This window comes from Thermovibrio guaymasensis, from assembly GCF_003633715.1.
GTDB lineage: Bacteria > Aquificota > Aquificia > Desulfurobacteriales > Desulfurobacteriaceae > Thermovibrio > Thermovibrio guaymasensis.
Map to the genome: position 1 here is coordinate 96,518 of NZ_RBIE01000003.1, position 23,446 is coordinate 119,963.

Genomic DNA, 23,446 nt, shown 5'->3' on the forward strand with positions numbered 1-23,446 from the left:
CCTCGCTTGACTCTCTTAGTGGGTCTAATAATTTAATTTCAAATTGGTGCAAAGGCCACATTGAAGGAGAATAACTTGAAGATCGGAGTTTACGGTAGTCCATTGGCCGGAAAACGAACCGGTATTGGAAACTACATTTTTTATTTACTTAAAAACCTAGAGTCCATTTTACCGAAAGCTAAATTTTTTGTAATTTCCCAACTTGATATTGAGGATTTACCCTTCTCCAATAAAGAAAATTTTACCTTAATCGTAGAAAAGAATCCGTTTTTAAGGAAACTTCCAAAAAGTCTTTGGTTAAGGTATTTTTCCCATAGGTTAATTAATCGTCTTAATCTTAATGTTTTTTGGTCTGGAATTCCTATACTGCCAAACCTCCTTAAAACAGGAGTTACAAAAACTATTACAGTTCATGATTTTAACGTTCATCTAGTTCCTGAAACGATGAAGACAACAGTCCGTTTAGGATATAAGATTTACTTTAACAAAAGTATCAGAGAGGCCCATAGAATAGTTACAGTTTCCGAAGGAACAGCAAAAAAACTCTCACAATTCTACTCAAGGCAAGCAGATGCTGTTGTTCATCCAGGAGTAGACCTTAAAAAATTTAAAATTTTGAATAAACAGTTCGTCAAGGACTATTTAATCAGGAAAAATTTAAACAAATATATCCTATTTGTTTCAACGATTGAACCAAGAAAAAACTTGGATTCTCTAATTGATGCTTTTATGGAACTTAAAGCAAAAGGCAGATTAAAGCACTATAAGCTTGTTATCGCCGGAGACAGTGGATGGAAAAACCGCACTATTGAAAAGAAGATAAAAGAATTTAGTTCCGAGATTCTTTATTTAAAGTACGTTCCTGAAGAAGAACTTCCATTGCTATATAATGGAGCTGATCTTTTCGTTTTACCTTCCATCTATGAGGGCTTTGGAATGCCTGCTCAGGAAGCAAGGGCCTGCGGATGTTGTGTTATGGTTTCCGATATACCGGAGCTCCACGAGTCTGCAGGCCCAGGTGCAATCTACGTTAAACCCACAAAAGAAGGGCTAAAGGAGGCCCTTTCCCTGTTTGAAAGAGGTAAACTTAGTTGTGATAAGGAGAAGTTAAGAGAAGGCCTATTTTTATGGGAAGAAGAGGCAAAAAAACTTGCTGAGGTTTTAATAAAATGAAAGCTGTTATTCTCTGCGGAGGAAACGGTACGAGGCTCTTTCCGGCCTCAAGGAAAGCAATGCCCAAACAGTTCCTTAAGATTTTCTCAGGGAAATCCCTTTTTCAGAGTACTCTAAAGAGAACCTTGCTTACTTTCAATGAAGAGGACTTGATAGTTGTAACAAACGAAAGGCACAAGTTCCTCGTTAAAAAACAGATTGAGGAGCTCCTTGGGGAGAAGGACTTTAACAACTTCATCTTTGAACCGATCGGCAGGAACACTGCTCCAGCTATTGCTTTAGCTTCAAAGTTTGCCCTTGAGCGTCTAGGAGCGGACGAAGAGGAAGTTATCTTTATCTTCCCTTCTGACCACTTAATACTTCCGGAGGAAGCCCTCAAGGTCTACTTAGAAAGGGCAAAAAAGATAGCAGGGGAAAACTTCCTCGTTACCTTTGGAGTTAAACCTACCAAGCCTGAAACCGGCTACGGCTACATTGAAGCCGGCCAGGAGATTGGAGAAGGTGCCTTTAGAGTAAAGAGGTTTCATGAAAAGCCGAACTTTGAGGTTGCCGTTGAGTACTTATCAAAGGGCAACTTCTTCTGGAACAGTGGAATGTTTGCCTTTAAAATCGGAAAAGTTCTTGAGGAATTCAGGAGGCATTCTCCAGAAATCTACAGGCTTGTTAGCTCTTTAAGTTTTGAAGAGCTCCTTGAAAGCTTCAGCCAAATGCCGGATATCTCAATAGACTACGCAGTCATGGAGAAAGCAGAAGATATTGCAGTTATACCTATGGATATAGTCTGGTCTGACCTTGGTTCTTGGGATGCGCTTTACGACAGCTTAAAGGATAAGGAGGGAGAAAACGTTAAACTCGGTCAAGTTATTGACATAGATACTAAAGGCTCTTTTATTCTGGCTGATAAAAGGATAGTTTCAACGATAGGAGTTGAGGACCTCATAGTCGTTGATAGCGAAGATTTCCTACTTATAACAAGAAGAGGAGAAAGTCAAAGGGTAAGGGAAGTTGTCAAGAAACTTGAAAAAGATGAAGAGCTAAGGACTTTAACGGAGTTTCACGTTAAAGTCTTTAGGCCCTGGGGTTACTACGTTGAGCTTGAGAAGGGTAAAGGTTTTAAGGTAAAGAAGCTTTTCGTTGATCCTGGTAAAGCTTTAAGCCTTCAGCTTCATAAGTTTAGAAGCGAACACTGGGTTGTTGTTAGGGGAGAGGCTGAAGTACTGATTGAAGGAGAAAACGGTTCCCTCAGAAGGGTAATCTTGAAGGAAAACGAGAGCATTTACGTTCCAAAGGGAAAGAAACATAAACTCATTAACAGTACCTCATCCCCTCTTGAGATAATAGAGGTTCAGGTCGGAAATTATCTAGGAGAGGATGACATAATAAGGTTTGATGTTAGCTATTAGAGAAACGGAAAAGAGCTTTTACAGGAAAGTGGGAAAGAGGTTGATTGACCTCTCCTTTGGAGGTATTCTCCTCTTTCTTTCACTCCCTATTATGAGCTTAATAGCTATCCTAATAAAGGTTTTCGATGGAGGATGCGTAATCTACAAACAGAGAAGGTTGGGCTTAGAAGGTAAAGAGTTTATTTTATATAAGTTTAGAACAATGAAAGTTAACGGAGAAAAGGAGTTAAAGGAGTTCTTAGAGAGAAACCCTGAAGCTGCAAAAGAGTACAAAAAGTACAAAAAGATTAAGGGGAACGACCCAAGAGTAACTACAGTCGGAAAATTCTTAAGGAAATTTAGCCTTGATGAACTTCCACAGCTTTTTAACGTTTTGAAGGGAGACATGAGTTTAGTTGGTCCCAGACCCTATCTAAAAGAGGAACTTTTCTCAAGTGAAGTTAATGGGGAGGAAAGGGAGAAAATCCTATCAGTCAAACCAGGTATAACCGGACTTTGGCAAGTTTCAGGTAGAAATGAACTAACATTTAAAGAGAGAATCAGGATTGATTTAAAATACGTTGAGAAAGTCTCGCTAAAGGAAGACTTCAAAATCCTTTTAAAGACACTTTTTGTTGTTCTAAAGGGAAAAGGAGCCTATTGAATTGGAAGTGAAGAGAGCTCTCGTTCACGACTGGCTTCTAACTTTTGGAGGAGCAGAGAGGGTTCTTGAGGAAATTTACGAGCTCTTTAAATCTCCTATCTATACCTTGTTTTACGATAGAAAAGCTCTTAGAGGTACAAAACTTGAGAAAGCAGAGATATCTACTCCTTTTACAAATAAACTTCCCTTCTCAAAAAGTAAGTACAGGCTTTACCTCCCGCTGTTTCCTTTTGCAGTTGAACAGATAGACCTTTCAGACTACAACACAGTTATATCTTCCTCTCACGCTGTAGCTAAGGGAGTTTTAGTAAGATCCGATCAGCTCCACATCTGTTACTGTCACACTCCGTTTAGGTTTGTTTGGGAGCTCTACCACAGTCAATTTAGGAAACTGGGTTTTTTAAAAAGGTTTATTTTTCAACTAATTTCTCACTACTATCGGATTTGGGATAGGCTATCTGCCGATAGGGTTGACTATTTCGTAGCTAACTCCAAATCAGTATCAATGAGAATATGGAAGGTTTATAGAAGGAAGGCCAAAGTTATCTACCCTCCTGTTAGCGTTGAGAGTTTTGAAGTATCAGAACAAAAAGAAGATTTCTACGTAACAGTTGGAAGGCTAGTTCCTTACAAGCGGATAGACTTGATAGTTAAAGCCTTTTCCGAAATGAAAAATAGAAAACTAGTTGTAATTGGAGAAGGTCCTGAAAGGGAAAGGCTTGAGAAAATTTCTTCTGGAAACGTTAGATTTTTAGGGAAAGTTCCCTTTCCAGTTTTAAAGGAGTACCTTAAAAGGGCAAGAGCCTTTGTTTTTGCTGCTGAAGAGGATTTTGGAATAGCTCCTGTTGAAGCTCAGGCCTGCGGAACTCCGGTAATCGCTTATGAAAAAGGAGGAACAAGCGAAACTGTTATTAACGGTAAAACTGGAATTTTATTTAAGAAACAGAGTACAGAGTATATTATTCAAGCTGTTAAAGAGTTTGAGAAAAGAGAAAATAACTTTGACCCTTGGGAAATAAGGAAGAACGCAGAAAAATTCTCAAAAGAGAGGTTCAAAGAGAACTTTCTATCCTTCGTTCATCAAAAAGAAGAGGAGTTTAGATTATTCAGGAGGAAAGTTGGAGTTTAAAGTTCTTTCAACCTGTGGCGAGGCAAGGTACGGGAAACTTAAGGGAACTCACGGGGAGACAGAAACTCCCTGTTTTATGCCTGTCGGGACCCTCGGAGCCGTTAAGGGAGTTACGTGGAAAAACGTAAAGGAAATGGGTTACTCTCTAGTTCTCTCAAACGTTTATCACCTTTACCTAAGACCCGGACTTGAAGTTATTGAGGAGGCTGGAGGGATTCACTCTTTTACAGGCTGGAAAGACTTAATACTGACCGATAGTGGAGGTTTTCAGGTTTTCAGCCTTGGAAGTTTGATGAAGTTAACAGAAGAGGGCGTTGAGTTCTGTTCCCACCTTGACGGAAGTAAACACTTCTTTACCCCAGAGTTCGTAATTGAGTTTGAGGAGAGGATTGGAGTTGATATAGGAATGGTTTTAGACGAGTGTACTCCCTACCCAGCAACCTACGATTACGCAAAGCACTCTATGGAGAGGACCTTAAGGTGGGCTAAAAGGAGCATAGAGGCAAGGACTACAGATAGAACGGCCCTCTTTGGAATAGTCCAAGGAGGAGTTTATGAAGACTTAAGGCTAAAGTGTGTTGAGGAGATAACGAGACTCCCATTTGAAGGATTTGCAATAGGAGGGCTTAGCGTAGGAGAGCCGAAGGAGGAGATGTACAGAATTACCCGCCTGGTAGCTCCCAACCTTCCATCGGATAAGCCCCGCTATTTAATGGGCGTTGGAACTCCCGAAGACATCTTAGAGGCTGTTGAGGCAGGCGTTGATATGTTTGACTGCGTTATGCCTACTAGGAACGCAAGGAACGGAACCCTCTTTACGTCTTACGGAAAAGTTAACATAAAGGCGGCAAAGTATAAAAAGGACTTTACTCCCCTTGATCCAAACTGTGATTGTTATACCTGCAGGAACTTTACAAAGGCCTACCTGAGACACCTCTACGTTAGCCGTGAGGTAAACTCTGTTATTCTAAACACTATCCACAACCTCCACTTTTACGCAAAACTGATGGAAGGGATAAGGGAAGCAATTAAGGAGGGAAGATTTGCTCAGTTTAAGGAGGAGTTTCTGAGGAAGTTTAGGGGAGAGGGAAGTTAACCTTCCCTCGTTAGCTTATACCCCAACCTCGGAAGGGTCTTTAGGTATTTGCCCTTCTCTCCCAGCTTTTTCCTTAGACGGCTGATGTAAACGTCAACAGTCCTTGTTGTCTCGTTGTGGTCGGTTCCCCAGATGTTCTCAAGGAGCTCCTCCCTCGTAAAGAGCTGTTCGGGGTGTTCAAGGAAGAACTCAAGGAGCTGGAGCTCCGTCTTTGTTAGGTAAATGGGCTTGCCGTCAACAGTTACGGTTTTTGACTTCTTATTCTCAACAATTCCCTCAAACTCTAAAACGTCCTTCTTTGAGTAGCCAACCCTCCTTAAGACTGCCTCTATCCTTGCAAGGAGTTCCTTAACGCTGAAAGGCTTCGTAACGTAGTCATCTGCACCGGCGGAGAAACCTTTAACCTTTGTATCCTCGTCTCCAAGGGCGGTTAGCACTATTATCGGAGTTTCCCTGTTCTTTCCCTCCCTTCTAACCTTCCTGCAGAGGTCAAGGCCGTCAACTCCCGGAAGCATAAGGTCAAGGATTATTATGTCGTACTTCCTTTCACTTAACTTCTCAAGGGCCTCCTTTCCGTCAAGAACCCAGTCAACCAAGAAACCGTGCTTTTCAAGATTGTACTTGACTAAATCTCCAATCGCTTCATCGTCCTCAACTAGGAGAACTTCTATCATTCTTCCTCCTTTAGCGTTTGAAGTTAAAGGGTAGGAGCTCTCCTAAGGTAAACTGTTCCTCTTCACTATCGTTTGCAACGATTACCCTAAAGTCCTCACCGAAGAACTCTGCCATAACCTGCCTACAGGCTCCACAAGGGTAAGGTAGGTTTTCCCGTCCGGGAGTGTAAACCAAGATTTTTTCAAACTTCCTCTTCCCTTCAGATACAGCCTTAAAAACTGCAACCCTTTCAGCACATACTGTTAACCCGTAAGAAGCGTTTTCAACGTTCACCCCTGTAAATAGGCCGTCCTCTCCAAAGAGAACTGCCGATACCCTAAAGTTTGAGTAGGGGGCATAAGCGTTCCTCAAGACCTCTTTTGCCACCTTAACCATCTCAACTGTTTTCACCTTCCACCTCCGGGAAGAAGAGACCTTCCTTCCTTAAGTCTTCTACAAAGTTAAGAACTTCCTGGTCTGAAAGGTCGTGGAAATCGTAGTAGAACGAGGCAACGGCGAAGGGGAGCTCCCTACTTTCAACCAAACAATAGACTTGGTCAAAGTGGTCCTCTAAGAGCTCCTTCGTATGAACGGGACACACAGGGGCAACTGCAACTACGGCGTCTGGAGAGAACTTCTTAAGGAAATTAGCTGCAGCAATTGCTGTATAGCCTGAGGCAAAGCCGTCATCAACCACAACTGCAACTTTTCCTTTAAGGTCCCTATACCCCTTACCTCCCCTGTAAACCTCGTTCCTCCTTAAAACCTCCTGGTGAACTACCCTTGCAATTTCCTCAACGGTCTTTGGAGATAGGTACCCTTCAAACTCAGGATTTAAAACGACTCTTCCGTCAAGGGTAATAGCCCCAAACCCTGCTTCAGGGTTCCACGGAATTGGAAGCTTCCTAACGACCACTATGTCAAACGGGACCTTAAAGGCCTTTGAAAGGGCGTATCCTACCGGAACTCCTCCCCTTGGAATTGCAAAGATTACGCTGTTTGACGGCAGCTTTAACCTTTCTGCCAGCCTGTATCCGGCCTCAAGCCTATCCTTGAATATGGCCATCTCTCCCTCCTCAAAATAAATTTCTTAACATACGAATATCTTAACAGAGTGAACCTATGAAAACTGTTAGAGCCGTTTTTAAAAACGGAGTTTTCGTCCCGGTTGAGCCCTGCTCTCCACCTGAAGGGTGTGAGGCGGTAGTTGTTTTCGTTGATAAAAGGGAAAAGGAGCTCCCAAAGTGGTGGAACTCTATTGACGTTAAGGAGGAGAAGAAGAGGGCCCTCTTGGACTTCGTTAGCCTTCTTAGGAGGAGAGTTTCACCGATAGACGTTAAGGCCGTTGTTTCAGACGGAGGACTTGAAGTATTTGTAATAACCGATGACTCAGAAAGGGACTTGAGGGCTGTTATGGAAGAGGCCCTTAAGGTCTACGAAAGGAGCTCCGTTTACCTTCCGGTTCAGGTTATAAGCTCAAACCGGCTTGAGAGGTGGAGGGAACAGGGGAGCTCCATCTACAAACAGATTGAGAAGGGAGTAAGCCTCCTGTGAGAAGGAAAGAGATTGAAAGGCTCCCCGTAATGAACCTTGAGGTTACAGACGTAAAGATCTATCCCTTTGATACTACGGGAATTGGTGGAAACATTAAAGCCGTTGCTACGGTGAAGATTAACAACGTCTTGGAAATTAAGGACATAAAAATCATATATTCAAATAAGGGCTACTTCATACAGATGCCCTCCAAGAGGAGCAGAACGGGAGAATACGTTCCAATAGTTAACCCCCTAGAAAAGGACCTATACCTTCACATAAGGAGGAAGGTCCTTGACGAGTACAAACGGATTATGGAGAAGTACGGTGAAAAGGTTAATCCTAACGATTAGTATTCCTGCCCTCTTGTTTTCAGGGTGTACCTCCAACCAGCTTTCAAAGACCGATGCTGCGTTGCTTGGAGCCCTTGGAGGGGCTGCAGTTGGAGCTGCAACCCATAAACACTACAAGTCGTCTGCCAAAGATGCGGCCATTTACGGAGCAGTTGCCGGAGGAATCTTAGGGTACGTTATGGGAAGCGACCAGACAAATCAGCACACGGTTAGCGCTGAAACCGAGTACGACGTTAAGACGAAGGACGGGAAAGTAATTCACGTAAGGGAGAACTGGTACACTGTTGATAGCCAGCCGGCCCCTACCTCTAAGTAGAGAGTTCCTTAAAGTAGGAGAGGAAAGGAGTTACAACTCCTCTGCTTTCTGTGAATATTCCCCTATCTCCAGAGTAAATGAAGAGGAGTTTACTGTCATCCACTATTAAAAGGTAGGTGCACTCAACTTCCTTCTCTAAATACCTTCCCCCTAACCTGCTGATTTCCTCTTTACAGGGAGTATCAAACTTCCCTACTGCTAAAAGTTCCACTCCCTCCTTTAGGTACTTCCCCAAATTTCCCCTGCAACCAAAGGCAAAGAGAGGCCTTATTCCAGCTATCTTAACGCTCCTTTTAGCCGACGAAATTAACCTTACAGCAGTTGAAACTATCGCCTTCTCTCCCTCTACGGTGAAGACTTCTTCTGAAGTTGGAAACTCACTGGACTTAACAGGAACTTTCCTCTCAATCTCCTCTATAAGCCCCCTTAGGAACTTCTCCCTCTTTTCAAAGTTTAGCTTTATCTGATAGAGCCTGTTTAGGAGTGCCTCCCTCACCGGAAGGGGAACGAAAAGCTTTGGCTTCCTGTTAACGACTTGAACCATTCCCTTCTCCTCTAGGGAAGAGAGGGAGTCGTAAACCCTTTGAGGAGGAACTCCAGACCTCTTCGCAACTTCAGGCGCCGTTGCACCGTCACTCTCAAGGAGGGCAACGTAGCACTTTGCCTCGTAGGTATTTAAGCCGAACTCTTTCAGTAGATCAATAACTTCGCTCTTTTCCATAGGAGTAATGATATACTATAGCTAAATTCACCACTGTTAAGTGGTAAAGGAGGACAACTATGGATAGGAGAGGGTTTCTAAAGAAGGGACTTCTTGCAGGAGTTGGAATCACGGCCGGCCTTTTAGCCGAGAACCTACCTGCTCTAGCTTCCAGAATCGACGACGTAAAACTTCCACTGCCCTACGTAAAGCTTGACCCTCAGGAGATAGCAGACAAGGCTTACTCAGAGTACTTCAAACACGAGTGTTGTGATGGCGTTTTCAGGTCAATTCTTGATGCTTTAAAGGAGAAAGTTGGAGGCCCTTACTTAGGAATTCCTTCTTTAATGTTCTGGTACGGTGGCGGAGGAGTTGCCGGCTGGGGAACTATATGCGGAACTCTCAACGGCGCAGCTGCAATCTTTAACCTTACTTGTAAGGACTTCAAGCCCATGATTGACGTCCTCGTTGACTGGTACCAGAAGGAGGAGCTCCCCACTTACCAACCTAAGGTCTGCGGTAAAGTTGACATTCCCCACTTTCCAAAGAGCATTTCCCACTCTCCCCTATGCCACGTCTCCGTCCAGAGGTGGTGTAAGGTTGCATCAGTAGCCCTTAAAAGGCCGATTCTCTACAACAGTAAAGAGCGTTCTGAAAGGTGCGCAAGGCTAACCGCCTCTGTTGCCGCTAAGACGGTTGAGCTTCTAAACGCTTACCACTTCGGGGGATTTAAGCCAACCTCCGTCAAGGGAACCCAGAAGACAAAGATGGAGTGTTTCATCTGCCACGAAGCAGCGATGAAAGAGGTTGAGTAATTAGGGAGGGAGCTCCCTCCCTTTTAAAAGGTTAGAACCTTATCGCTGTCAAGAACCCACTCAGCAAGGTCATTCATCGTGGCCTTTTCTGCCCCCTCAAAGTAAGGTTTTCCCTTATGGATTCCGCACCTTGCCATACAGGTCCCACAAACCTTTACGGGAACTCCCTTATCTATTAGTTCTTTAAGCATTGCAACTAGGTCCTGGTCGTAGTTTTCAGGCTTAACCGTCTCATTCCTTGCAAGGTCAACTGCATCGTTCATTAGGAAAATCCTAACTACCGCTCCTTTCTCAAGTAGCTTTCCAGCAAGCCTTAAGGCGTTCCAGGTAACGTCGGTTCCATCGTAAGGTTCCCTGTTGAGGATAAATAACACCTTTGCCATTTGGCCCTCCTAGAGATTTTTAAAGGACTTCCCTTAAGAATTTTCCAGTCCAGGTATCACTCCTTGCAACGTCCTCAGGAGTTCCGGCGGCGACCACTCTCCCCCCTTCATCTCCACCTTCAGGGCCAAGGTCAATAATCCAGTCTGCACACTTAATAAGGTCAAGGTTGTGCTCTATAATTATTACTGTATTTCCCTTATCCACGAGCCTTTGAAGGACGTCAATTAACTTCTTAACGTCGTGAATGTGAAGTCCCGTTGTTGGTTCATCAAGTATGTAGACTGTATTGCCGGTTGCCCTCTTTGAGAGCTCCTTTGCTAGCTTAACCCTCTGGGCTTCCCCTCCAGATAGGGTTGTTGCAGGCTGCCCAAGTTTTATGTATCCAAGGCCGACGTCGTAGAGTGTCTTAAGTTTATTAAATATCTTTGGATGGTTTTTGAAGAACTCCATCGCCTCTTCAACCGTCATCTCAAGGACGTCGTAGATGTTCTTACCCTTATAGGTAATTTCAAGGGTCTCCCTGTTAAACCTCCTACCTCCACAAACGTCGCAGGTTACGTAAACGTCGGGTAGGAAGTGCATTTCAACCTTTATAACTCCGTCTCCTTTACAGGCTTCGCACCTTCCTCCGGGAACGTTAAATGAGAACCTCCCCTTCTTGTACCCCCTTGCCCTTGCCTCCGGAGTTGCTGCAAAGAGTTCCCTTATGGGAGTAAAGACGTCAACATAGGTTGCAGGGTTTGAACGGGGAGTCCTTCCAATCGGAGACTGGTCAACTCTAACTACCTTATCAACCAGCTCAACTCCATCTATTCTATCGTGCTCTCCCGGAATCACCTTACTCTTATAGATTTCCCTTGCCAAGGCCTTATAGAGGATTTCATTTACTAGGGTTGACTTTCCAGAACCTGAAACTCCGGTAACGCAGGTAAATAGCCCTAAGGGAAACTTAACCGTAATGTTCTTAAGGTTGTGCTCCCTTGCTCCAACAACTCTGAGCCACTTCTCGGTAGGCTTTCTCCTCTCCTTTGGAACTTCTATCTGGAGTTTTCTGGATAGGTACTTCCCAGTTAGTGAGTTCTCGCTCTCCTTTAGCTCTTCGGGAGTTCCAGCAGCAACAACCTCCCCTCCATGAACTCCAGCCCCCGGCCCCATGTCAACTACGAAGTCTGCACTCTCTATGGTCTCTACGTCGTGTTCAACTACAATTACAGTATTTCCAAGGTCCCTTAAGCCCTTCAGAGTCTCAATTAACCTCCTGTTATCCCTCTGGTGGAGGCCTATGCTCGGCTCATCAAGGACGTACAGGACTCCGGAAAGCCTTGAACCTACCTGAGTTGCAAGCCTTATCCTCTGGCTCTCCCCTCCTGAAAGTGTTGAGGTTCTCCTATCAAGCGTAAGGTAATCAAGGCCTACGTCTATTAGGAACTTGAGCCTGTTCTTTATCTCCTTAAGTATTCTCTCTGCTATTACCCTTCTCTTTCCTGAGAGCTCCAGGTTCTTAAAGAAATCAAAGGCACCTCTTACAGTCATCTCCTCAACCTGGGCTATGTTGAGTCCGCCGACCTTTACAGATAGGGCTTCTCTGTTTAGCCTTTTGCCCTTGCAGGCTTCACACTCAACCTCAACAAGGTAGGGTTCAATAAGTTCCTTTACCCACTCAGACTCGCTCTCCCTGTACCTCCTCTCAAGGTGTCTTAATATTCCTTCAAAGTAGTAAGGTTTGTAGTTTCCCCTGTAGAAGGAGACGCTACCGTAAACCCTGATCGGCTGTTTTTCAGCGTAGAGGAGGAAGTTAAGCTTACCCTTTGGAATATCCCTCACCTTCTCGTAGGGAGAGACCTCAAGGTAATCACATCCTGTTTCAATTAAGTCGGTTAAGTACTCAAACTTTGCGTACTTTGTAAGCTCAAAGGCTTCTATCAAAGGTTTCTCAAAGTCAATCAATAGACTCGGTTCAACTGCCAAACGGAAGCCCAGCCCTCCGCACTCGGGACAGGCTCCGAGTGGGCTGTTGAAAGAGAAGAGTCTCGGTGATATTTCCCTGAAGCTGAAACCGCAGATCGGGCAGGAGCCTTTTGTTGAGAGGAGCTCCTCTTCCTCTGTATCGTAATTCCTTATTACAACGAAACCCTCTGAGAGGTTTACTGCAGTTTCAATTGAGTCTGCAAGCCTGCTTTTATACTTCTGGGCCACTTTTAGCCTATCTACTACAACTTCAACTGTGTGCTTTACTTTCTTTTCAAGCTTTAGGTTGAGGAGCTCTTCCCCCAAGTACTCCCTTCCGTCAACAATAAAACGCCTGAAACCCTGTTTAACCAGCCTTTCAATTAAGTCCCTGTGCTCTCCCTTCCTCTCCTTAACAACAGGGGAAATGATGAGGACTCTCTTTCCCTCTTTATTCAAAACCCTATCAACTATCTCCTGAACCGTCTGTGGCTCTATCGGAACGTTACACTTGGGACAGTAAGGTTTTCCAACCCTCGCAAATAGGAGCCTTAAGTAGTCGTGTATCTCAGTAGTAGTTCCTACAGTTGAACGGGGGTTCTTTGAAACTGTTTTCTGTTCAATTGCAATTGCAGGAGAAAGGCCTTCAATCAGGTCAACGTCTGGCTTTTCCATAAGCTCAAGGAACTGGCGGGCGTAGGCTGACAAGCTCTCAACGTACCTCCTCTGACCTTCGGCGTAAAGGGTATCAAAGGCTAGTGAAGACTTTCCAGAACCTGACACTCCCGTTATTACAACGAGTTTGTTCTTGGGTATTTCAACGTCAACGTTTTTTAAGTTGTGCTGCCTTGCCCCTTTTACTACAATTTTATCCTTCATTTCCCTCTTCAAATCGGTTTAACAGGAAAAAATAGACCCTTTGGGAATTCCTGTCAGGTTCAGCTTTCAAATTTCCAAAATAAAAAACCGCCCAAAAGGGCGGCCTCTTAAACTATCTATAAAAGGGAAGTCCCTACTTAAGAACGATTTCTTTCCAGTACTTCCTGACCATCTCCTTTGTGCTTTCAGGAAGGGGAACGTAACCGAGTTTAACTGCTATTTGATCTCCGTTCTTAAAGGCCCAGTCAAAGAACTCTACTACCAGTTTATTCCTCTCTTTCTTCTCCCTGGGAAGGAGAATTACCGATGCTGCAGTTAAAGGCCAACTCTCTTTACCTGGCTGAAGGAGAAGGTTACCGGGAAGGTAGAAGTGCTCCTCAGGTTTCCAGCTTGCATGGGAGGCTGCAGCCTTAAAGCTCTCCTCCGTCGGCTTTACAAAGTTTCCCTCTCTCGTTTGAAGCTGGGCTGCTGGAAGGTCGTTCTGGAGTTTATAGGCGTACTCAACGTAGCCGATTCCTCCGGGAGTCTGTTTAACGTAGTTAGTTACTCCAGCATTACCCTTTGCTCCAATTCCTGTCGGCCAGTTAACGACTTTTCCGTAACCAACCTTTTCCTTCCACTCAGGACATACGTGGCTCAGCCAGTAGGTAAAGTTCCAAGTCGTTCCTGAACCCTCTGCCCTGTGGACTACAGTAATCCTCTGGTGGGGGAGTTTGAGTTTAGGGTTATCCCTCTTAATCTCCTCATCATCCCAGTAGCTAACTTTACCCATGAAGATATCGCAGGCTGCCCTGTTTGAGAGCCTAAGCTCCCCATCACCTACGCCAGGAAGGTTATAGACGATAACGATGCTTCCAATTATTGCAGGAAACTGATAGAGCCTCCTCTTATCAAGCTCTTTAGGTGGAAGCATCTTATCTGAACCGCCAAAGTCAACCGTCCTCTCAGTTACCTGCCTTATTCCCCCTCCTGAGCCTATGCCCTGATAGTTAACTTTAACTCCCGTAGACTTTTCGTACTCCTTTGCCCAGTTTACGTAAACGGGGTATGGGAAGGTCGCTCCTGCTCCGTTTATTACAGCCTTGGAGCTCCTTTCAGACCTCTGCTCCTTGTGACTTCCCTTTTCAGAATTTCCCCCAAAACACCCTGAAAGAACTATTGCTGGAACGGCGGCCATCGCTATAAACTTCTTCATCTCTTCCTCCCTATAAGTAGTTCTACGTTAAAGCCTACCACTTAACCTGCATAACTGCCATTGCTGAGTTCTTATCCTCACCTGCGTTATCCTCTGAAAGGACCCTATCCTGGGCAACCGTTAGTTTTACGTGGTTGCTGAACTTGTAAAAGAGACCGTAAACAAAGTGTCTCCTTACGTCATCTCCTCCGTTATCGGTATCCCAGTTATCGTACCTGCCTAAGATTCCAAGGGGGTACCCTAAGAAAGGTTTCAGCTTTAAGTCTGCGTTAACAGAGTATCCGTGGGGCTCTTTGTCATCCCCTTCATAGTAATCGTCCCTATCCCAGATGTACTGGGCGGCCACAAGAACGTAGGGATTGTTGTAAACGGCGTGAACTTGGTAGATGTGCCTGTCAAAGTCCTCTCCCTTGTGGTCAAAGGAGTGGACGGTATGGCCTGAAAGCGTGAAACCTTCAAATAAGTTTAAAGAAAGCCTTCCCTCAATTGACTTTCCAAAGTGATCGCTGTCCTCCTCGTCGTGGTAACCCTCTCCGTTAAAGACTCCAAACTCCCAAGAAGCTAATTTATAGTGTCCCTTAAAGTTTACTCCAAAGTCGGCAGAATTAATTAGGTGGGCTCCGTTTTTATTCTCAATTAAGGTCTCCTCAAGGTCTCTGTGGAGCCAGCCGTGGTGTTCTTCCCAGTCTATCCAGGGTCTATGGGCAAGTCCAACTTCAACTCCAGTGTAGGGAAGGACGTTATTAAAGTATGCGTATGCATACTTTAGCCTTACCACGTAGGAACCGCCGTCAACGTCCTTATCCTGCTTTACGTCAAGGGTAGTCCTGAAGGAATCTTTATCGTTAAAGTATCCCCTAAGTTCAAGGTAGTTCCTCGTGACTTTAAACTTGTTCTGGTGGCTTTTTCCCTTTAAGTCAACGTCGTAGTGGACGTAGGCTGTTCCTCCCACTTTTAGCTTTTCAGACTTTGATACAACGGGGATTCCCTTCTCCTTTGGAACTTCTATCTTTACAGGCTTCCTTCCGGGCCCCGGAGTTAAGTAGAGCCTTCCTTCAGAGTCAACGTAGAGCTTGCTAACGGGAGTTCCATTGATGAGAATGGTTGCAGCTCTTACGGGCTGAACTAGAAGAGTAAGGGTTAGGATTCCAAGGAGAGCTCTCTTCATACCTCCTCCTCATCTTCTCATTTGTTAGGTTTAAGATATCCCAGAAATTGTTAGAAATTGTTAAAAGGAGGAGGATTTTAGGGGTAAAAGGTGGGTTTGAAACTTTGAGGAGGAAGAGGAATTATTGGAGGCGGCGGGCGGATTTGAACCGCCGAATAAGGGATTTGCAGTCCCCTGCCTTACCACTTGGCTACGCCGCCTTTATGGAGCGGGCGACGGGACTTGAACCCGCGACCCCAACCTTGGCAAGGTTGTGCTCTACCAACTGAGCTACGCCCGCTCAATGGTGCGGGAGGCGGGAGTCGAACCCGCACGCCACGAGGGCACTGGATCCTAAGTCCAGCGCGTCTGCCAGTTCCGCCACTCCCGCGGCGGTTTTAGTGGGGTGGGAGACGGGACTTGAACCCGCGACCGCCGGGGCCACAACCCGGCGCTCCACCAACTGAGCTACTCCCACCATAATAAAATGGCTGGGGCGGCAGGATTCGAACCTGCGAATGGCGGATCCAAAGTCCGCTGCCTTACCGCTTGGCTACGCCCCAGCTCTATATGGCGTTGAGTAATTTATACCACCACTGGCGAGATTTCAAGGGGGTCAGGTCGTAATTTTGGTCGGTTATTAGGGCAAAGACGGATGAACCGCTTCCGCTCATCATTGGCTTTAAGCCGCAGGCTCTAACTACTTCTTTTACTTCATTAACTTTACTAACACACTCAGCTTTACTCTTCTCAAGGTCGTTCTCCATTGCCTCTTCTACTTCCCTTAACCTGCCCGCCACTAAAGGGGAGATTATCCTCCTTTCGGCTTCTTCAATAGTTATATCCCTTTCAATTGGAGGTAAGTTTTCGTAGACCTCTTTTGTAGGGCACGGAAACCCTGGGTAAACCAGTAGTAGCTTAAAAGAGGCCGGAGAGTAGTGCTTTAACTTTTCTCCCCTTCCGTAGGCAACGGCCAGTCCTCCCCTTATAAAGAAGGGAACATCGCTCCCCAGTTGAGAGGCAACCTGAACTAACTCACTTTCGCTTAAAGGGTTTCCGTATATCACGTTAAGACCTTTTAAGGTCGCTGCGGCGTTTGAAGACCCCCCTCCAAGTCCCGCCCCTATAGGGATTACTTTCTCAAGTTTTACTTTTACCTCAGGTTTTATTCCCGTTACCTCTTTAAAGAGTTGGGCAGCCTTTACTATCAGGTTGCTCCTGTTGAGTGGCAAGCTCTCAGAACCCTCAATTGAGAGCTCAAACCTGTCTGAAGGCTGGAAGAAAAGGGTGTCACATAGGTTTATTGTGTGCATTACAGTTATGAGTTCGTGGTAGCCGTCGGGCCTTTTACCCTTAATCCAGAGTGCTAAATTAACCTTAGCAGGTGATGGAACTATTAGTCTCATGGGAGCAATTATACTTTCTTTTAGGGGTATAGCTTGGAAAGGGTTGTTTTCTTCCTCCACAGAGTCTATCCCGATAAGGGAGTGGACGACCTATCGTTAAAGGACTTTGAGAGGGCCATCAACCTGATTACACACAGATTCAAAGTCGTTCCCCTTTCTGAACTCTTAAACTCAAGCTCAAAGGAACGCTTAGCAGCAATAACCTTTGACGACGGTTACGCCGATAACTGGGTCTACGCCTACCCAATCTTAAAGAGGAGGGGTTTAAAAGCCCACATTTTTATAACTTCCGGAAGAATCAGGGAGGATGAATCTGTAAGGCCTAACCTGTTTGACTACTGGAATGGGAAAGTCAGCTGGAAGGAGCTCCTAAAATCAACCTCAATGGGTAAATGCCACACAGAGTTCTTCCTAAGAGGAAGAAAGAGTGAGTTCTTAAGCTGGAGGGAGCTCCGAGAGATGTCCGACGTCTTTACCTTTGGTGCCCACGGTTTAGCCCACGGAAAACTTCCGGTTTCTAAAGACATTTTAGACTTTTACGACGGAAAGAACTTCCACAGGGATTTCCTGTTCCCCGAACCAGATTTATTCACTGGAAAGCCCAGGTTTAAGTGTAAGAGCTCCCTCTGGGGACCTTCGTTTATCCCTTCTAAGGAACTCTTTAAACTGTGCAGGAGTTTCCCAAAGGAAGGAAGTTGGAAAGAGAAGTTAAGGGAGGAAGTAAAGAAACTTCCCTTTGGAAGGTTTGAAGGTGAAGGGGAGGCCAAGTTTAGAATAGAGAGGGAGTTAGAAGAGTCAAACCGTTTAATAGAGGAAAATTTAGGAGTGAGACCTGAAACTTTTTCCTGGCCCTTTGGCCACTACTCAAGCCTCTCAAAGGAGGTAGCTTCCAAGTTCTACTCCTACGTCTTTACAACAAAGAGGGGAGTTATTGATGGGAGCTCCGATCCTTTAGAGCTTCCTAGAGTCCCCCTCGGAAGGGAAGTCTGGACAGTTCTTGGAAGGGTAATTACATTCTCAACGCCCATCTATAGGGTTTACAGAAAACTTAAGGGAGACAAGAGCCTGTGAGCCTTTCAGTTGCGATTTTAACTTACAACTCAGAAGGTAAGATTGAAGAAGTCATAAGGAGCATTGAGGGAATTGCCGATGAGGTTGTGGTCCTTGATTCAGGTTCAAGGGATAGGACTTTGGATATCCTAAAGTCCTACGGCGTAAAGGTTTACTATAGGAAGTTTGACAACTTCGTTAACCAGAAGAACTACCTCCTCTCACTTGCCACAAAAGACTGGGTTCTCTTCCTTGACGATGACGAGGTCTTAACTCCCGAGCTTGCATCCTCAATAGCTGAGGAGCTTAAAAGTCCTTCTTACGACGGCTACTACTTAAACAGGCTAACGAACTACCTGGGAAGGTGGATTAGACACGCTTGGTATCCAGACTGGCAGTTGAGGTTGGCAAAGAGGGAAAAGTGTAGCTGGGTCGGTTCTGAAGTTCATGAGAGTCTGAAAGTAAAAGGTCGGATCGGCTACTTAAAGGGAGAGCTCCTCCACTACTCCTACTCCTCAGTATCAGACCACCTTCAAAAGATAGACCGCTATTCAACGCTCTTTGCCCAAGGAGCCCTAAAGAGGGGAAAGAGGTTTTCCCTCTTAAAGCTTCTAACCTCTCCCGCTGGGGCTTTCTTAAGGCGATACATCCTCAAAAGGGGTTTCCTGGATGGCTTTGAAGGGTTCGTAATATCTGTAATGGCCTCTTACTACACTTTCCTAAAATACCTAAAACTCTGGGAGCTTGAGAGAAGTGAGAGCTCTAATCGTCCTTGACGAGAGGTGGAACAGCGCTTTAACCGACCTTGGAATAAAGGTAGGCCTCTCCCTCTCCTGTAGCGTAGTCTTTGCAGTCCTAAAGGGCAAACCTGCACACAGGCGTTTGGAAGGAAAGGGCTACCCTCTTTACTTTATAAAAGACCCGAGGAAGGGCCTTCCCTTTAAGGCTTTTATCTCCCTAAAGAGGGCAATTGAGGAATTTAATCCAGACGTTGTGGTAACTATAAGGGGAGATGAACTCCTCTTCTCCTCACTCCTCAAGAGTTCCTTCGGCTACTCCCTTTACAGGATCCACGGAAGTCAGAGGGGAATTAAGGATTCCTTCCTGAATAGGTTTATCCACTCTAAGTTCGTTGACGGAGTTATCGTTTCATCAAAAAAACTCATAAACCCTGTAATTGGGGGAATAAGGAAGTTAATCATCCCCGGGCTTGTTGACACCGAAGAGTTCTACCCCGACTACGAGGGAGGGAAAAGGTTTAGGGAAGAAGTTGGAGCTGAAGGAAAGAAGTTAATAGGAGTCGTTGGAAGGCTTGACCCTGTTAAGGGACACTCCCTGTTCCTCAAAGCTATTTCAAAGTTAAATAGGAAAGATTACCTAGCAGTTATAGTTGGTCAAGAAGAAAATACGAGTTTGGGGGAGTTAAAGGAGTTGGCAGGTAAGTTGGGAGTCCTTGATTTCGTGAAGTTCTTACCAGAGAGGAGGAAGGACGTAAGGGCTATAATGACAGCCTGTGACCTTGCAGTCGTTCCTTCTGTAGGTTCGGAAGTTATCTTAAGGGTCCCTTTAGAGTTTATGGCCTGTGGAACGCCGGTTGTTTCCACTAACGTTGGAGCTCTCGGCGAAGTTATAACTCCCCCCTTCGGCCTCTCCGTTCCCCCCTTCCCCGAAGCCTTAGCAGAGGCTATAAATTCATTCCTTGATAAAAACTTAAACGAACTTGGACAGATAGCCCGGGAGGTTGCAGTTGAAAAGTACTCTCTTAAAGCTAACGCTTCCCTTATTGATAGGTTTATCTGCTGTAGGCTGTAAAACGGCAAACTCCGACTACACGATAACCTATCCGGCAGGCCTCATATCAAATCACCCTAAAGGGTTCCTCGGGTGTTACGTTAAGGTTGTGGGAATCCTAACTGATAAACGACCTCAGGACCTCTTCCCTCCTTATCCCGGGGATTTACTCGTCTGTGATAAAAGCGGTTGCGTTTACGTCCACTACGATTACGGTGACCTTAAGAAGTACTTAGGGAAGAAGGTTAAGGTGATTGGCTACGGTTCCGTAACGACTTTTAACTTCCCTTACATTGACGCTGTAAAAGTTGAACCTCTGGAGGAGTAATGTTTATAAAGGTTTTCGTAGTTATCCTAGTTATTATCACTTCAATTCTACTCCTCTTAATGGCAATCGGCTCAACGGTAAGAGCGAGGAAGAAGTAGGTGTTCGTTGAGGTTCTTTTAGACCTTCCAGTTGATCAGACCTTTACGTATAAGCTTTCAGGCTACGAGTCAAACCCTCCAGCCTTTGGAAAGAGGGTTATTGTTCCCTTCGGCAGGGGAGAGCTCCTTAAGACTGGAATAATACTTTCCGTTAAGGAAAGCCTTAAGACTCCAATACTTAACCTTAAAGAGGTCTTTGACATACCAGACTCCTTTCCCTTAATTACTGAGGAAATTCTTGAAACTTGCAGGTGGATCTCCTCCTTCTACTGCTCAAGCCTAGGTGAAGCCCTTTTCAGGTTTATCCCCGAATCCTTCTTGGTTCAGGAGAGTATATTAGTTTCATTTAAGGATAAACCTCCTGAAACAAAGCTTACCCCTTCAGAGGAGGCAGTTTTAAATGAGCTCTTAAAGTCGTCAAGTAAAAGGTTAAAGCTTTCAACTCTAAGAAGACGTTTGAAAATAAAGTCTCTAAGTAGCGTTATCTCAAATTTAGTTAAAAAGGGAGTGGTTGAAAGGTTAACTGAAATTGAAGGGGAGAAGGTTCCTAAGGAGGTTTACCTAAAAGTAGGAGCTCCCTGCCAGTATAGGGGGAAGAGGGGAAGAGAGCTAATTGAAATTTTATCGGAAAGGAGGGAAGTTCCTGTTAAAGAAGTAAAGGCCTTGGGCTTTTCAGATTCAGTTATTAAAAACCTCGTTGAGAAGGGTTGTGCCGAGCTGGTTTACAAAAAGGTATCACTGGAAGGGAGGGAAATTCCCTTAAAAGACCTTAGGAAGGTAAAGTTAACCCCTTCCCAGAAGAGGGCCTACGATGAAATTCTCTCTTCCGATTTACCCTTTCTCCTATCGGGAGTAACCGGTTCCGGGAAGATGGAAGTATACCTGAACGTGGCCAGAGAATTTGTTAAGAGGGGAAAGGGAGTAATAATTTTAGTTCCAGAGCTCCTCCTTACACCTGAACTTAAGGCAAGGGTTGAAGCGTACCTAGGAGAGAACGTAGACCTTTACTGCGGAAAGCTTACTCCGAAGGAGAAGGCATCTGTATGGTTAAAGGCCCTGAGGGGAGAAACTAAAGTCTTCCTCGGAACCCGACCTGCCGTCCTCTTACCCGTTAAGAACTTGGGATTAATCATAGTTGATGAAGAGCAGGACCCTTCTTACAAAGAGAATCAAAAGCCCTACTATAACGCCAGGGAAGTCGCTATTAAGAGAGCTCAGATTGAAAAGGCAAAACTCCTCCTTGTCTCTGCAACTCCTTCAGTTGAGAGTTTCTACCGTTTTAGGAAAGGAGAGATCGGGAGGTTTCACCTTAAGGAAAGAGTAGGAAAAATACCTCTCCCAGTTATTGAAGTCGTTGACTTAAGAAAGGAAGAGAGAAGGGGAATCTTTTCAAAGAAACTCTTAGAGACTCTAGAGAGGGTAGTTAAAGGGGGAAGACAGGTCCTCCTCTACATTCCGAGAAGGGGCTTTTACTCAACGGTTTTCTGTGACTCTTGCGGTTGGAGTGCAGAGTGTAAGTACTGTAAGGTGAACCTCACTTACCACAAGAGTTCTCACCTCCTCATCTGCCACATGTGTGGAAGGCGCTACAGACCAGTTTCCCGCTGTCCCAAGTGCTCAGCAAAGTTAACATACAGAGGTTACGGAACCGAGAGGGTTGAGGAAGAGCTTTTAAACCTCTTTCCAAACTGGAAAGTAGTCCGCCTTGACCTTGATACGGTTAAAGACCCTATCTCCGGGGCAAAGCTAATAAGTGAAATAAAGGAGGGGAAATACCAGGTAATTGTAGGAACTAACATAGCTATAAAAGGTCACAACTTTCCAAACCTCTCTTTCGTCGGCATCCTGCTTGCAGAGCTCCTTTCTGGAGCTCCAGACTACAGAGCTTCAGAGAGGATATTTCAGTCAATACTTCAGGCAACAGGTAGGGCTGGAAGGTTTCAGCCGGGAAGTGCCATAGTTCAGACTTTTAACCCTGAGTTTCCGCCAATAAAGTATGCTGTAAACTACCTATACGATGGGTTTTACAGTGAAGAGCTCTTTGGTAGGGAGCTCCTGGGATACCCTCCATACACTCTGGGAGTTCTCCTAGAGTTCCAACTTGAGAAAAAGGGACTTGAAAGGGAGCTGAAAGACCGCTACGACAGCCTATCTACAGTTCTCTCTGGAAAGTTCAACTTTCCAAAGCTCTCCCCAGCTCCGATTCCTAAAATCTCTGGAAGGTACAGATACCAAGCCTTCATTACAACCTCCTGGGAAAACCACCTTGAGAAGCTAAGGGAACTAAAAGGGAAGATTGAGAAACTTTTCCCTTACCATAAGTTCAAGTGTAAAATAGACGTTGAACCAACTAGGATACTATAGCGGGGAGAGAAATGAGAAAAATCATACTTATACTTCCTATCCTACTTCTTTCTGTAAGCTGCGCAACAACGAAGCAGGTTGAAGGAACCGCAGTTATTACTCAGGAGCAGGTTCAGGCGGAGCTCCTTGGAGAAAACGTACCAATTTATCCAGGTTTTAAGCTAGTTTCGGAAAAGAGCTTTGTATATGAGTCTGGAAACATTAAAGTAGGTCGCCTTGTCTTTAAGGGAAGAGCAAAAATAAAGGATATTGTCTCCTACTATAAAAGCACCTTACCAGAAAAGGGATGGGAACCGGTAGCAATCACAATTTACGGAAATAAGGCCCAACTCAGCTTTACCACACCTGAACAGTTTTTACAGATAAACGTAGAGAAAGGCTTCTCAAGTACAACCCTTATTATTCAGATAGGCCCCAGAGGGGAGTTGACAAACTCTCAGGAATAACTACCTTATTAGTTAAGCCAAATAGGGCGGGCGTAGCTCAGTTGGTAGAGCACAACCTTGCCAAGGTTGGGGTCGCGGGTTCAAGTCCCGTCGCCCGCTCCATTAACTCCCTCAACATTTTTACTTTGACAGAAAACTGAATAAGCTTTCCAAACCGGTGCCAAAGGGCACCGTCAGGTGATGAGCCTTAAAGGCTCCTCTCCCCTTGACAAGGACGAAGAAAGGTATAAATTATCATTTTGCGCTCTTTGAAAACAAAGCTGAATACGGCCGCCTGCTCCTCGCCCTTGAGTAAAAGGCTCTTCATCAATTGAGGGCCTTTAAGACTTGACAAGAGGGTGAGGAAGGGATAAATTTAAATTTTACCTGCGCTGAAATTAAATTAAAAGCGCACGGCACCTGTAACCCCTTGAATCAGGGAGTAAATCCCGAAAAGGGGTTGACAGGGAGAAGCTGGTGGCATAAATTAAAGTAATGCCCGCGAAGGCGGGAAACTGAAAGGGTCTTTGACAGGAGAATAAGGGACACGCACCTGCGGAGAGAGAGCAAGCCTACTTAGGCTTTCAATTGAGGTGTTCCGCAGGTTTTCAGTGAAA

Annotated in this window: 24 protein-coding genes and 6 tRNA genes; 16 read left to right on the plus strand and 14 right to left on the minus strand. The window is 45.0% G+C overall.

Annotation, left to right across the window (positions count from 1 at the left end; all coding sequences use genetic code 11):
• Positions 1 to 75: 75 nt before the first annotated feature.
• Genes C7457_RS07255 through tgt form a run of 5 tightly spaced genes read left to right on the plus strand, consistent with a single transcriptional unit; the run spans position 76 to position 5,444 of the window.
• Positions 76 to 1,173, plus strand: coding sequence for a glycosyltransferase family 4 protein (locus C7457_RS07255; RefSeq protein WP_121171544.1), 1,098 nt, complete (start codon positions 76 to 78; stop codon positions 1,171 to 1,173).
• On the plus strand, positions 1,170 to 2,576 hold the full coding sequence (locus C7457_RS07260; RefSeq protein WP_121171546.1) for a mannose-1-phosphate guanylyltransferase/mannose-6-phosphate isomerase: 1,407 nt from the start codon (positions 1,170 to 1,172) through the stop codon (positions 2,574 to 2,576). Before C7457_RS07255 ends, C7457_RS07260 begins: the two co-directional genes overlap by 4 nt.
• Positions 2,563 to 3,219: a sugar transferase gene (locus tag C7457_RS07265; RefSeq protein WP_121171548.1), complete on the plus strand. Its 657-nt coding sequence runs from the start codon at positions 2,563 to 2,565 to the stop codon at positions 3,217 to 3,219. The genes C7457_RS07260 and C7457_RS07265 overlap by 14 nt, the downstream gene beginning before the upstream one ends.
• A gap of 7 nt (positions 3,220 to 3,226) precedes the next feature.
• Entirely contained in the window at positions 3,227 to 4,348 is a 1,122-nt protein-coding gene (locus C7457_RS07270) for a glycosyltransferase (RefSeq protein ID WP_121171601.1), read from the plus strand.
• On the plus strand, positions 4,338 to 5,444 hold the full coding sequence (gene tgt, locus C7457_RS07275; RefSeq protein WP_121171550.1) for a tRNA guanosine(34) transglycosylase Tgt: 1,107 nt from the start codon (positions 4,338 to 4,340) through the stop codon (positions 5,442 to 5,444). Before C7457_RS07270 ends, tgt begins: the two co-directional genes overlap by 11 nt.
• Here tgt and C7457_RS07280 read toward each other — a convergent pair.
• Genes C7457_RS07280 through C7457_RS07290 form a run of 3 tightly spaced genes read right to left on the minus strand, consistent with a single transcriptional unit; the run spans position 5,441 to position 7,164 of the window.
• Positions 5,441 to 6,118, minus strand: coding sequence for a response regulator transcription factor (locus C7457_RS07280; protein ID WP_121171552.1), 678 nt, complete (start codon positions 6,116 to 6,118; stop codon positions 5,441 to 5,443). The two genes, tgt and C7457_RS07280, sit on opposite strands and share 4 nt — an antisense overlap.
• A 10-nt stretch (positions 6,119 to 6,128) precedes the next feature.
• Positions 6,129 to 6,509 carry a cytidine deaminase gene (cdd, locus tag C7457_RS07285; RefSeq protein WP_121171554.1) on the minus strand — a complete coding sequence of 127 codons (381 nt, stop codon included), beginning with the start codon at positions 6,507 to 6,509 and terminating at the stop codon, positions 6,129 to 6,131.
• On the minus strand, positions 6,496 to 7,164 hold the full coding sequence (locus C7457_RS07290; RefSeq protein ID WP_121171556.1) for a phosphoribosyltransferase: 669 nt from the start codon (positions 7,162 to 7,164) through the stop codon (positions 6,496 to 6,498). The genes cdd and C7457_RS07290 overlap by 14 nt, the downstream gene beginning before the upstream one ends.
• A 56-nt stretch (positions 7,165 to 7,220) precedes the next feature.
• On the opposite strand from C7457_RS07290, the gene C7457_RS07295 reads away from it, so the two are divergent.
• From C7457_RS07295 to C7457_RS07305, 3 genes are read left to right on the plus strand one after another with little or no spacing between them, the layout of a single operon-like run.
• On the plus strand, positions 7,221 to 7,652 hold the full coding sequence (locus tag C7457_RS07295; RefSeq protein ID WP_121171559.1) for an antitoxin AF2212-like protein: 432 nt from the start codon (positions 7,221 to 7,223) through the stop codon (positions 7,650 to 7,652).
• Positions 7,649 to 7,984 (plus strand): SpoVG family protein, encoded by a 336-nt coding sequence (locus C7457_RS07300; RefSeq protein ID WP_121171561.1) that lies wholly within the window; start codon positions 7,649 to 7,651, stop codon positions 7,982 to 7,984. The genes C7457_RS07295 and C7457_RS07300 overlap by 4 nt, the downstream gene beginning before the upstream one ends.
• Complete coding sequence (locus C7457_RS07305) at positions 7,959 to 8,300, plus strand: glycine zipper domain-containing protein (RefSeq protein WP_121171563.1); 342 nt, start codon at positions 7,959 to 7,961, stop codon at positions 8,298 to 8,300. The genes C7457_RS07300 and C7457_RS07305 overlap by 26 nt, the downstream gene beginning before the upstream one ends.
• Here C7457_RS07305 and C7457_RS07310 read toward each other — a convergent pair.
• Positions 8,293 to 9,021 carry a TrmB family transcriptional regulator gene (locus C7457_RS07310; protein ID WP_121171565.1) on the minus strand — a complete coding sequence of 243 codons (729 nt, stop codon included), beginning with the start codon at positions 9,019 to 9,021 and terminating at the stop codon, positions 8,293 to 8,295. The genes C7457_RS07305 and C7457_RS07310 overlap by 8 nt on opposite strands.
• A gap of 59 nt (positions 9,022 to 9,080) precedes the next feature.
• Here C7457_RS07310 and C7457_RS07315 point away from each other — a divergent pair, with 59 nt between their 5' ends.
• Positions 9,081 to 9,815, plus strand: coding sequence for a C-GCAxxG-C-C family protein (locus tag C7457_RS07315; protein ID WP_121171567.1), 735 nt, complete (start codon positions 9,081 to 9,083; stop codon positions 9,813 to 9,815).
• Between the two features lie 23 nt (positions 9,816 to 9,838).
• Here the strand turns inward: C7457_RS07315 and C7457_RS07320 are convergent, their stop codons facing one another.
• From C7457_RS07320 to ispE, 10 genes are all read right to left on the minus strand, one after another.
• Positions 9,839 to 10,198, minus strand: coding sequence for a DsrE/DsrF/TusD sulfur relay family protein (locus tag C7457_RS07320; RefSeq protein WP_121171569.1), 360 nt, complete (start codon positions 10,196 to 10,198; stop codon positions 9,839 to 9,841).
• Positions 10,199 to 10,217: 19 nt separating this feature from the next.
• Positions 10,218 to 13,025, minus strand: coding sequence for an excinuclease ABC subunit UvrA (gene uvrA, locus C7457_RS07325; protein WP_121171572.1), 2,808 nt, complete (start codon positions 13,023 to 13,025; stop codon positions 10,218 to 10,220).
• 133 nt (positions 13,026 to 13,158) lie between these two features.
• Positions 13,159 to 14,220 carry a phosphate ABC transporter substrate-binding protein PstS gene (gene pstS / locus C7457_RS07330; RefSeq protein ID WP_121171574.1) on the minus strand — a complete coding sequence of 354 codons (1,062 nt, stop codon included), beginning with the start codon at positions 14,218 to 14,220 and terminating at the stop codon, positions 13,159 to 13,161.
• 34 nt (positions 14,221 to 14,254) lie between these two features.
• Complete coding sequence (locus C7457_RS07335; protein WP_121171576.1) at positions 14,255 to 15,388, minus strand: hypothetical protein; 1,134 nt, start codon at positions 15,386 to 15,388, stop codon at positions 14,255 to 14,257.
• A 125-nt stretch (positions 15,389 to 15,513) separates the two neighbouring features.
• Positions 15,514 to 15,588 (minus strand) — tRNA-Cys (locus C7457_RS07340).
• A gap of 4 nt (positions 15,589 to 15,592) precedes the next feature.
• Positions 15,593 to 15,668 (minus strand) — tRNA-Gly (locus C7457_RS07345).
• Positions 15,669 to 15,672: 4 nt separating this feature from the next.
• Positions 15,673 to 15,758 (minus strand) — tRNA-Leu (locus tag C7457_RS07350).
• An 11-nt stretch (positions 15,759 to 15,769) separates the two neighbouring features.
• Positions 15,770 to 15,845: transfer RNA gene (locus C7457_RS07355), tRNA-His, on the minus strand.
• A 10-nt stretch (positions 15,846 to 15,855) separates the two neighbouring features.
• A tRNA-Gln gene (locus C7457_RS07360) sits at positions 15,856 to 15,930 on the minus strand.
• A 3-nt stretch (positions 15,931 to 15,933) separates the two neighbouring features.
• Positions 15,934 to 16,833: a 4-(cytidine 5'-diphospho)-2-C-methyl-D-erythritol kinase gene (gene ispE, locus C7457_RS07365; protein ID WP_245939615.1), complete on the minus strand. Its 900-nt coding sequence runs from the start codon at positions 16,831 to 16,833 to the stop codon at positions 15,934 to 15,936.
• Between ispE and C7457_RS07370 the strand changes: the two genes are divergently transcribed.
• The 7 genes from C7457_RS07370 to C7457_RS07400 all read left to right on the plus strand — a co-directional run bounded on the left by C7457_RS07370 (position 16,807) and on the right by C7457_RS07400 (position 22,952).
• Entirely contained in the window at positions 16,807 to 17,844 is a 1,038-nt protein-coding gene (locus C7457_RS07370; protein WP_121171580.1) for a polysaccharide deacetylase family protein, read from the plus strand. The genes ispE and C7457_RS07370 overlap by 27 nt on opposite strands.
• Complete coding sequence (locus C7457_RS07375; protein WP_121171582.1) at positions 17,841 to 18,599, plus strand: glycosyltransferase family 2 protein; 759 nt, start codon at positions 17,841 to 17,843, stop codon at positions 18,597 to 18,599. Before C7457_RS07370 ends, C7457_RS07375 begins: the two co-directional genes overlap by 4 nt.
• Complete coding sequence (locus C7457_RS07380; RefSeq protein WP_170137387.1) at positions 18,577 to 19,635, plus strand: glycosyltransferase family 4 protein; 1,059 nt, start codon at positions 18,577 to 18,579, stop codon at positions 19,633 to 19,635. Before C7457_RS07375 ends, C7457_RS07380 begins: the two co-directional genes overlap by 23 nt.
• On the plus strand, positions 19,571 to 19,942 hold the full coding sequence (locus tag C7457_RS07385; protein ID WP_121171586.1) for a hypothetical protein: 372 nt from the start codon (positions 19,571 to 19,573) through the stop codon (positions 19,940 to 19,942). Before C7457_RS07380 ends, C7457_RS07385 begins: the two co-directional genes overlap by 65 nt.
• A gap of 98 nt (positions 19,943 to 20,040) precedes the next feature.
• Positions 20,041 to 22,404: a replication restart helicase PriA gene (priA, locus tag C7457_RS07390; RefSeq protein ID WP_121171588.1), complete on the plus strand. Its 2,364-nt coding sequence runs from the start codon at positions 20,041 to 20,043 to the stop codon at positions 22,402 to 22,404.
• Positions 22,405 to 22,415: 11 nt separating this feature from the next.
• Positions 22,416 to 22,850 (plus strand): hypothetical protein, encoded by a 435-nt coding sequence (locus C7457_RS07395; protein ID WP_121171590.1) that lies wholly within the window; start codon positions 22,416 to 22,418, stop codon positions 22,848 to 22,850.
• A gap of 26 nt (positions 22,851 to 22,876) precedes the next feature.
• Positions 22,877 to 22,952: transfer RNA gene (locus C7457_RS07400), tRNA-Gly, on the plus strand.
• Positions 22,953 to 23,446 lie beyond the last annotated feature (494 nt).

Bases quoted from the DNA above. Each gene is read 5' to 3' on its own strand.
- C7457_RS07315 (WP_121171567.1), top strand. From the start codon at position 9,081: ATGGATAGGAGAGGGTTTCTAAAGAAGGGACTTCTTGCAGGAGTTGGA.
- C7457_RS07265 (WP_121171548.1), top strand. From the start codon at position 2,563: ATGTTAGCTATTAGAGAAACGGAAAAGAGCTTTTACAGGAAAGTGGGA.
- C7457_RS07395 (WP_121171590.1), top strand. From the start codon at position 22,416: ATGAGAAAAATCATACTTATACTTCCTATCCTACTTCTTTCTGTAAGC.
- C7457_RS07320 (WP_121171569.1), bottom strand. From the start codon at position 10,198: ATGGCAAAGGTGTTATTTATCCTCAACAGGGAACCTTACGATGGAACC.
- C7457_RS07260 (WP_121171546.1), top strand. From the start codon at position 1,170: ATGAAAGCTGTTATTCTCTGCGGAGGAAACGGTACGAGGCTCTTTCCG.
- uvrA (WP_121171572.1), bottom strand. From the start codon at position 13,025: ATGAAGGATAAAATTGTAGTAAAAGGGGCAAGGCAGCACAACTTAAAA.
- C7457_RS07310 (WP_121171565.1), bottom strand. From the start codon at position 9,021: ATGGAAAAGAGCGAAGTTATTGATCTACTGAAAGAGTTCGGCTTAAAT.
- pstS (WP_121171574.1), bottom strand. From the start codon at position 14,220: ATGAAGAAGTTTATAGCGATGGCCGCCGTTCCAGCAATAGTTCTTTCA.
- C7457_RS07335 (WP_121171576.1), bottom strand. From the start codon at position 15,388: ATGAAGAGAGCTCTCCTTGGAATCCTAACCCTTACTCTTCTAGTTCAG.
- C7457_RS07290 (WP_121171556.1), bottom strand. From the start codon at position 7,164: ATGGCCATATTCAAGGATAGGCTTGAGGCCGGATACAGGCTGGCAGAA.
- C7457_RS07280 (WP_121171552.1), bottom strand. From the start codon at position 6,118: ATGATAGAAGTTCTCCTAGTTGAGGACGATGAAGCGATTGGAGATTTA.
- C7457_RS07295 (WP_121171559.1), top strand. From the start codon at position 7,221: ATGAAAACTGTTAGAGCCGTTTTTAAAAACGGAGTTTTCGTCCCGGTT.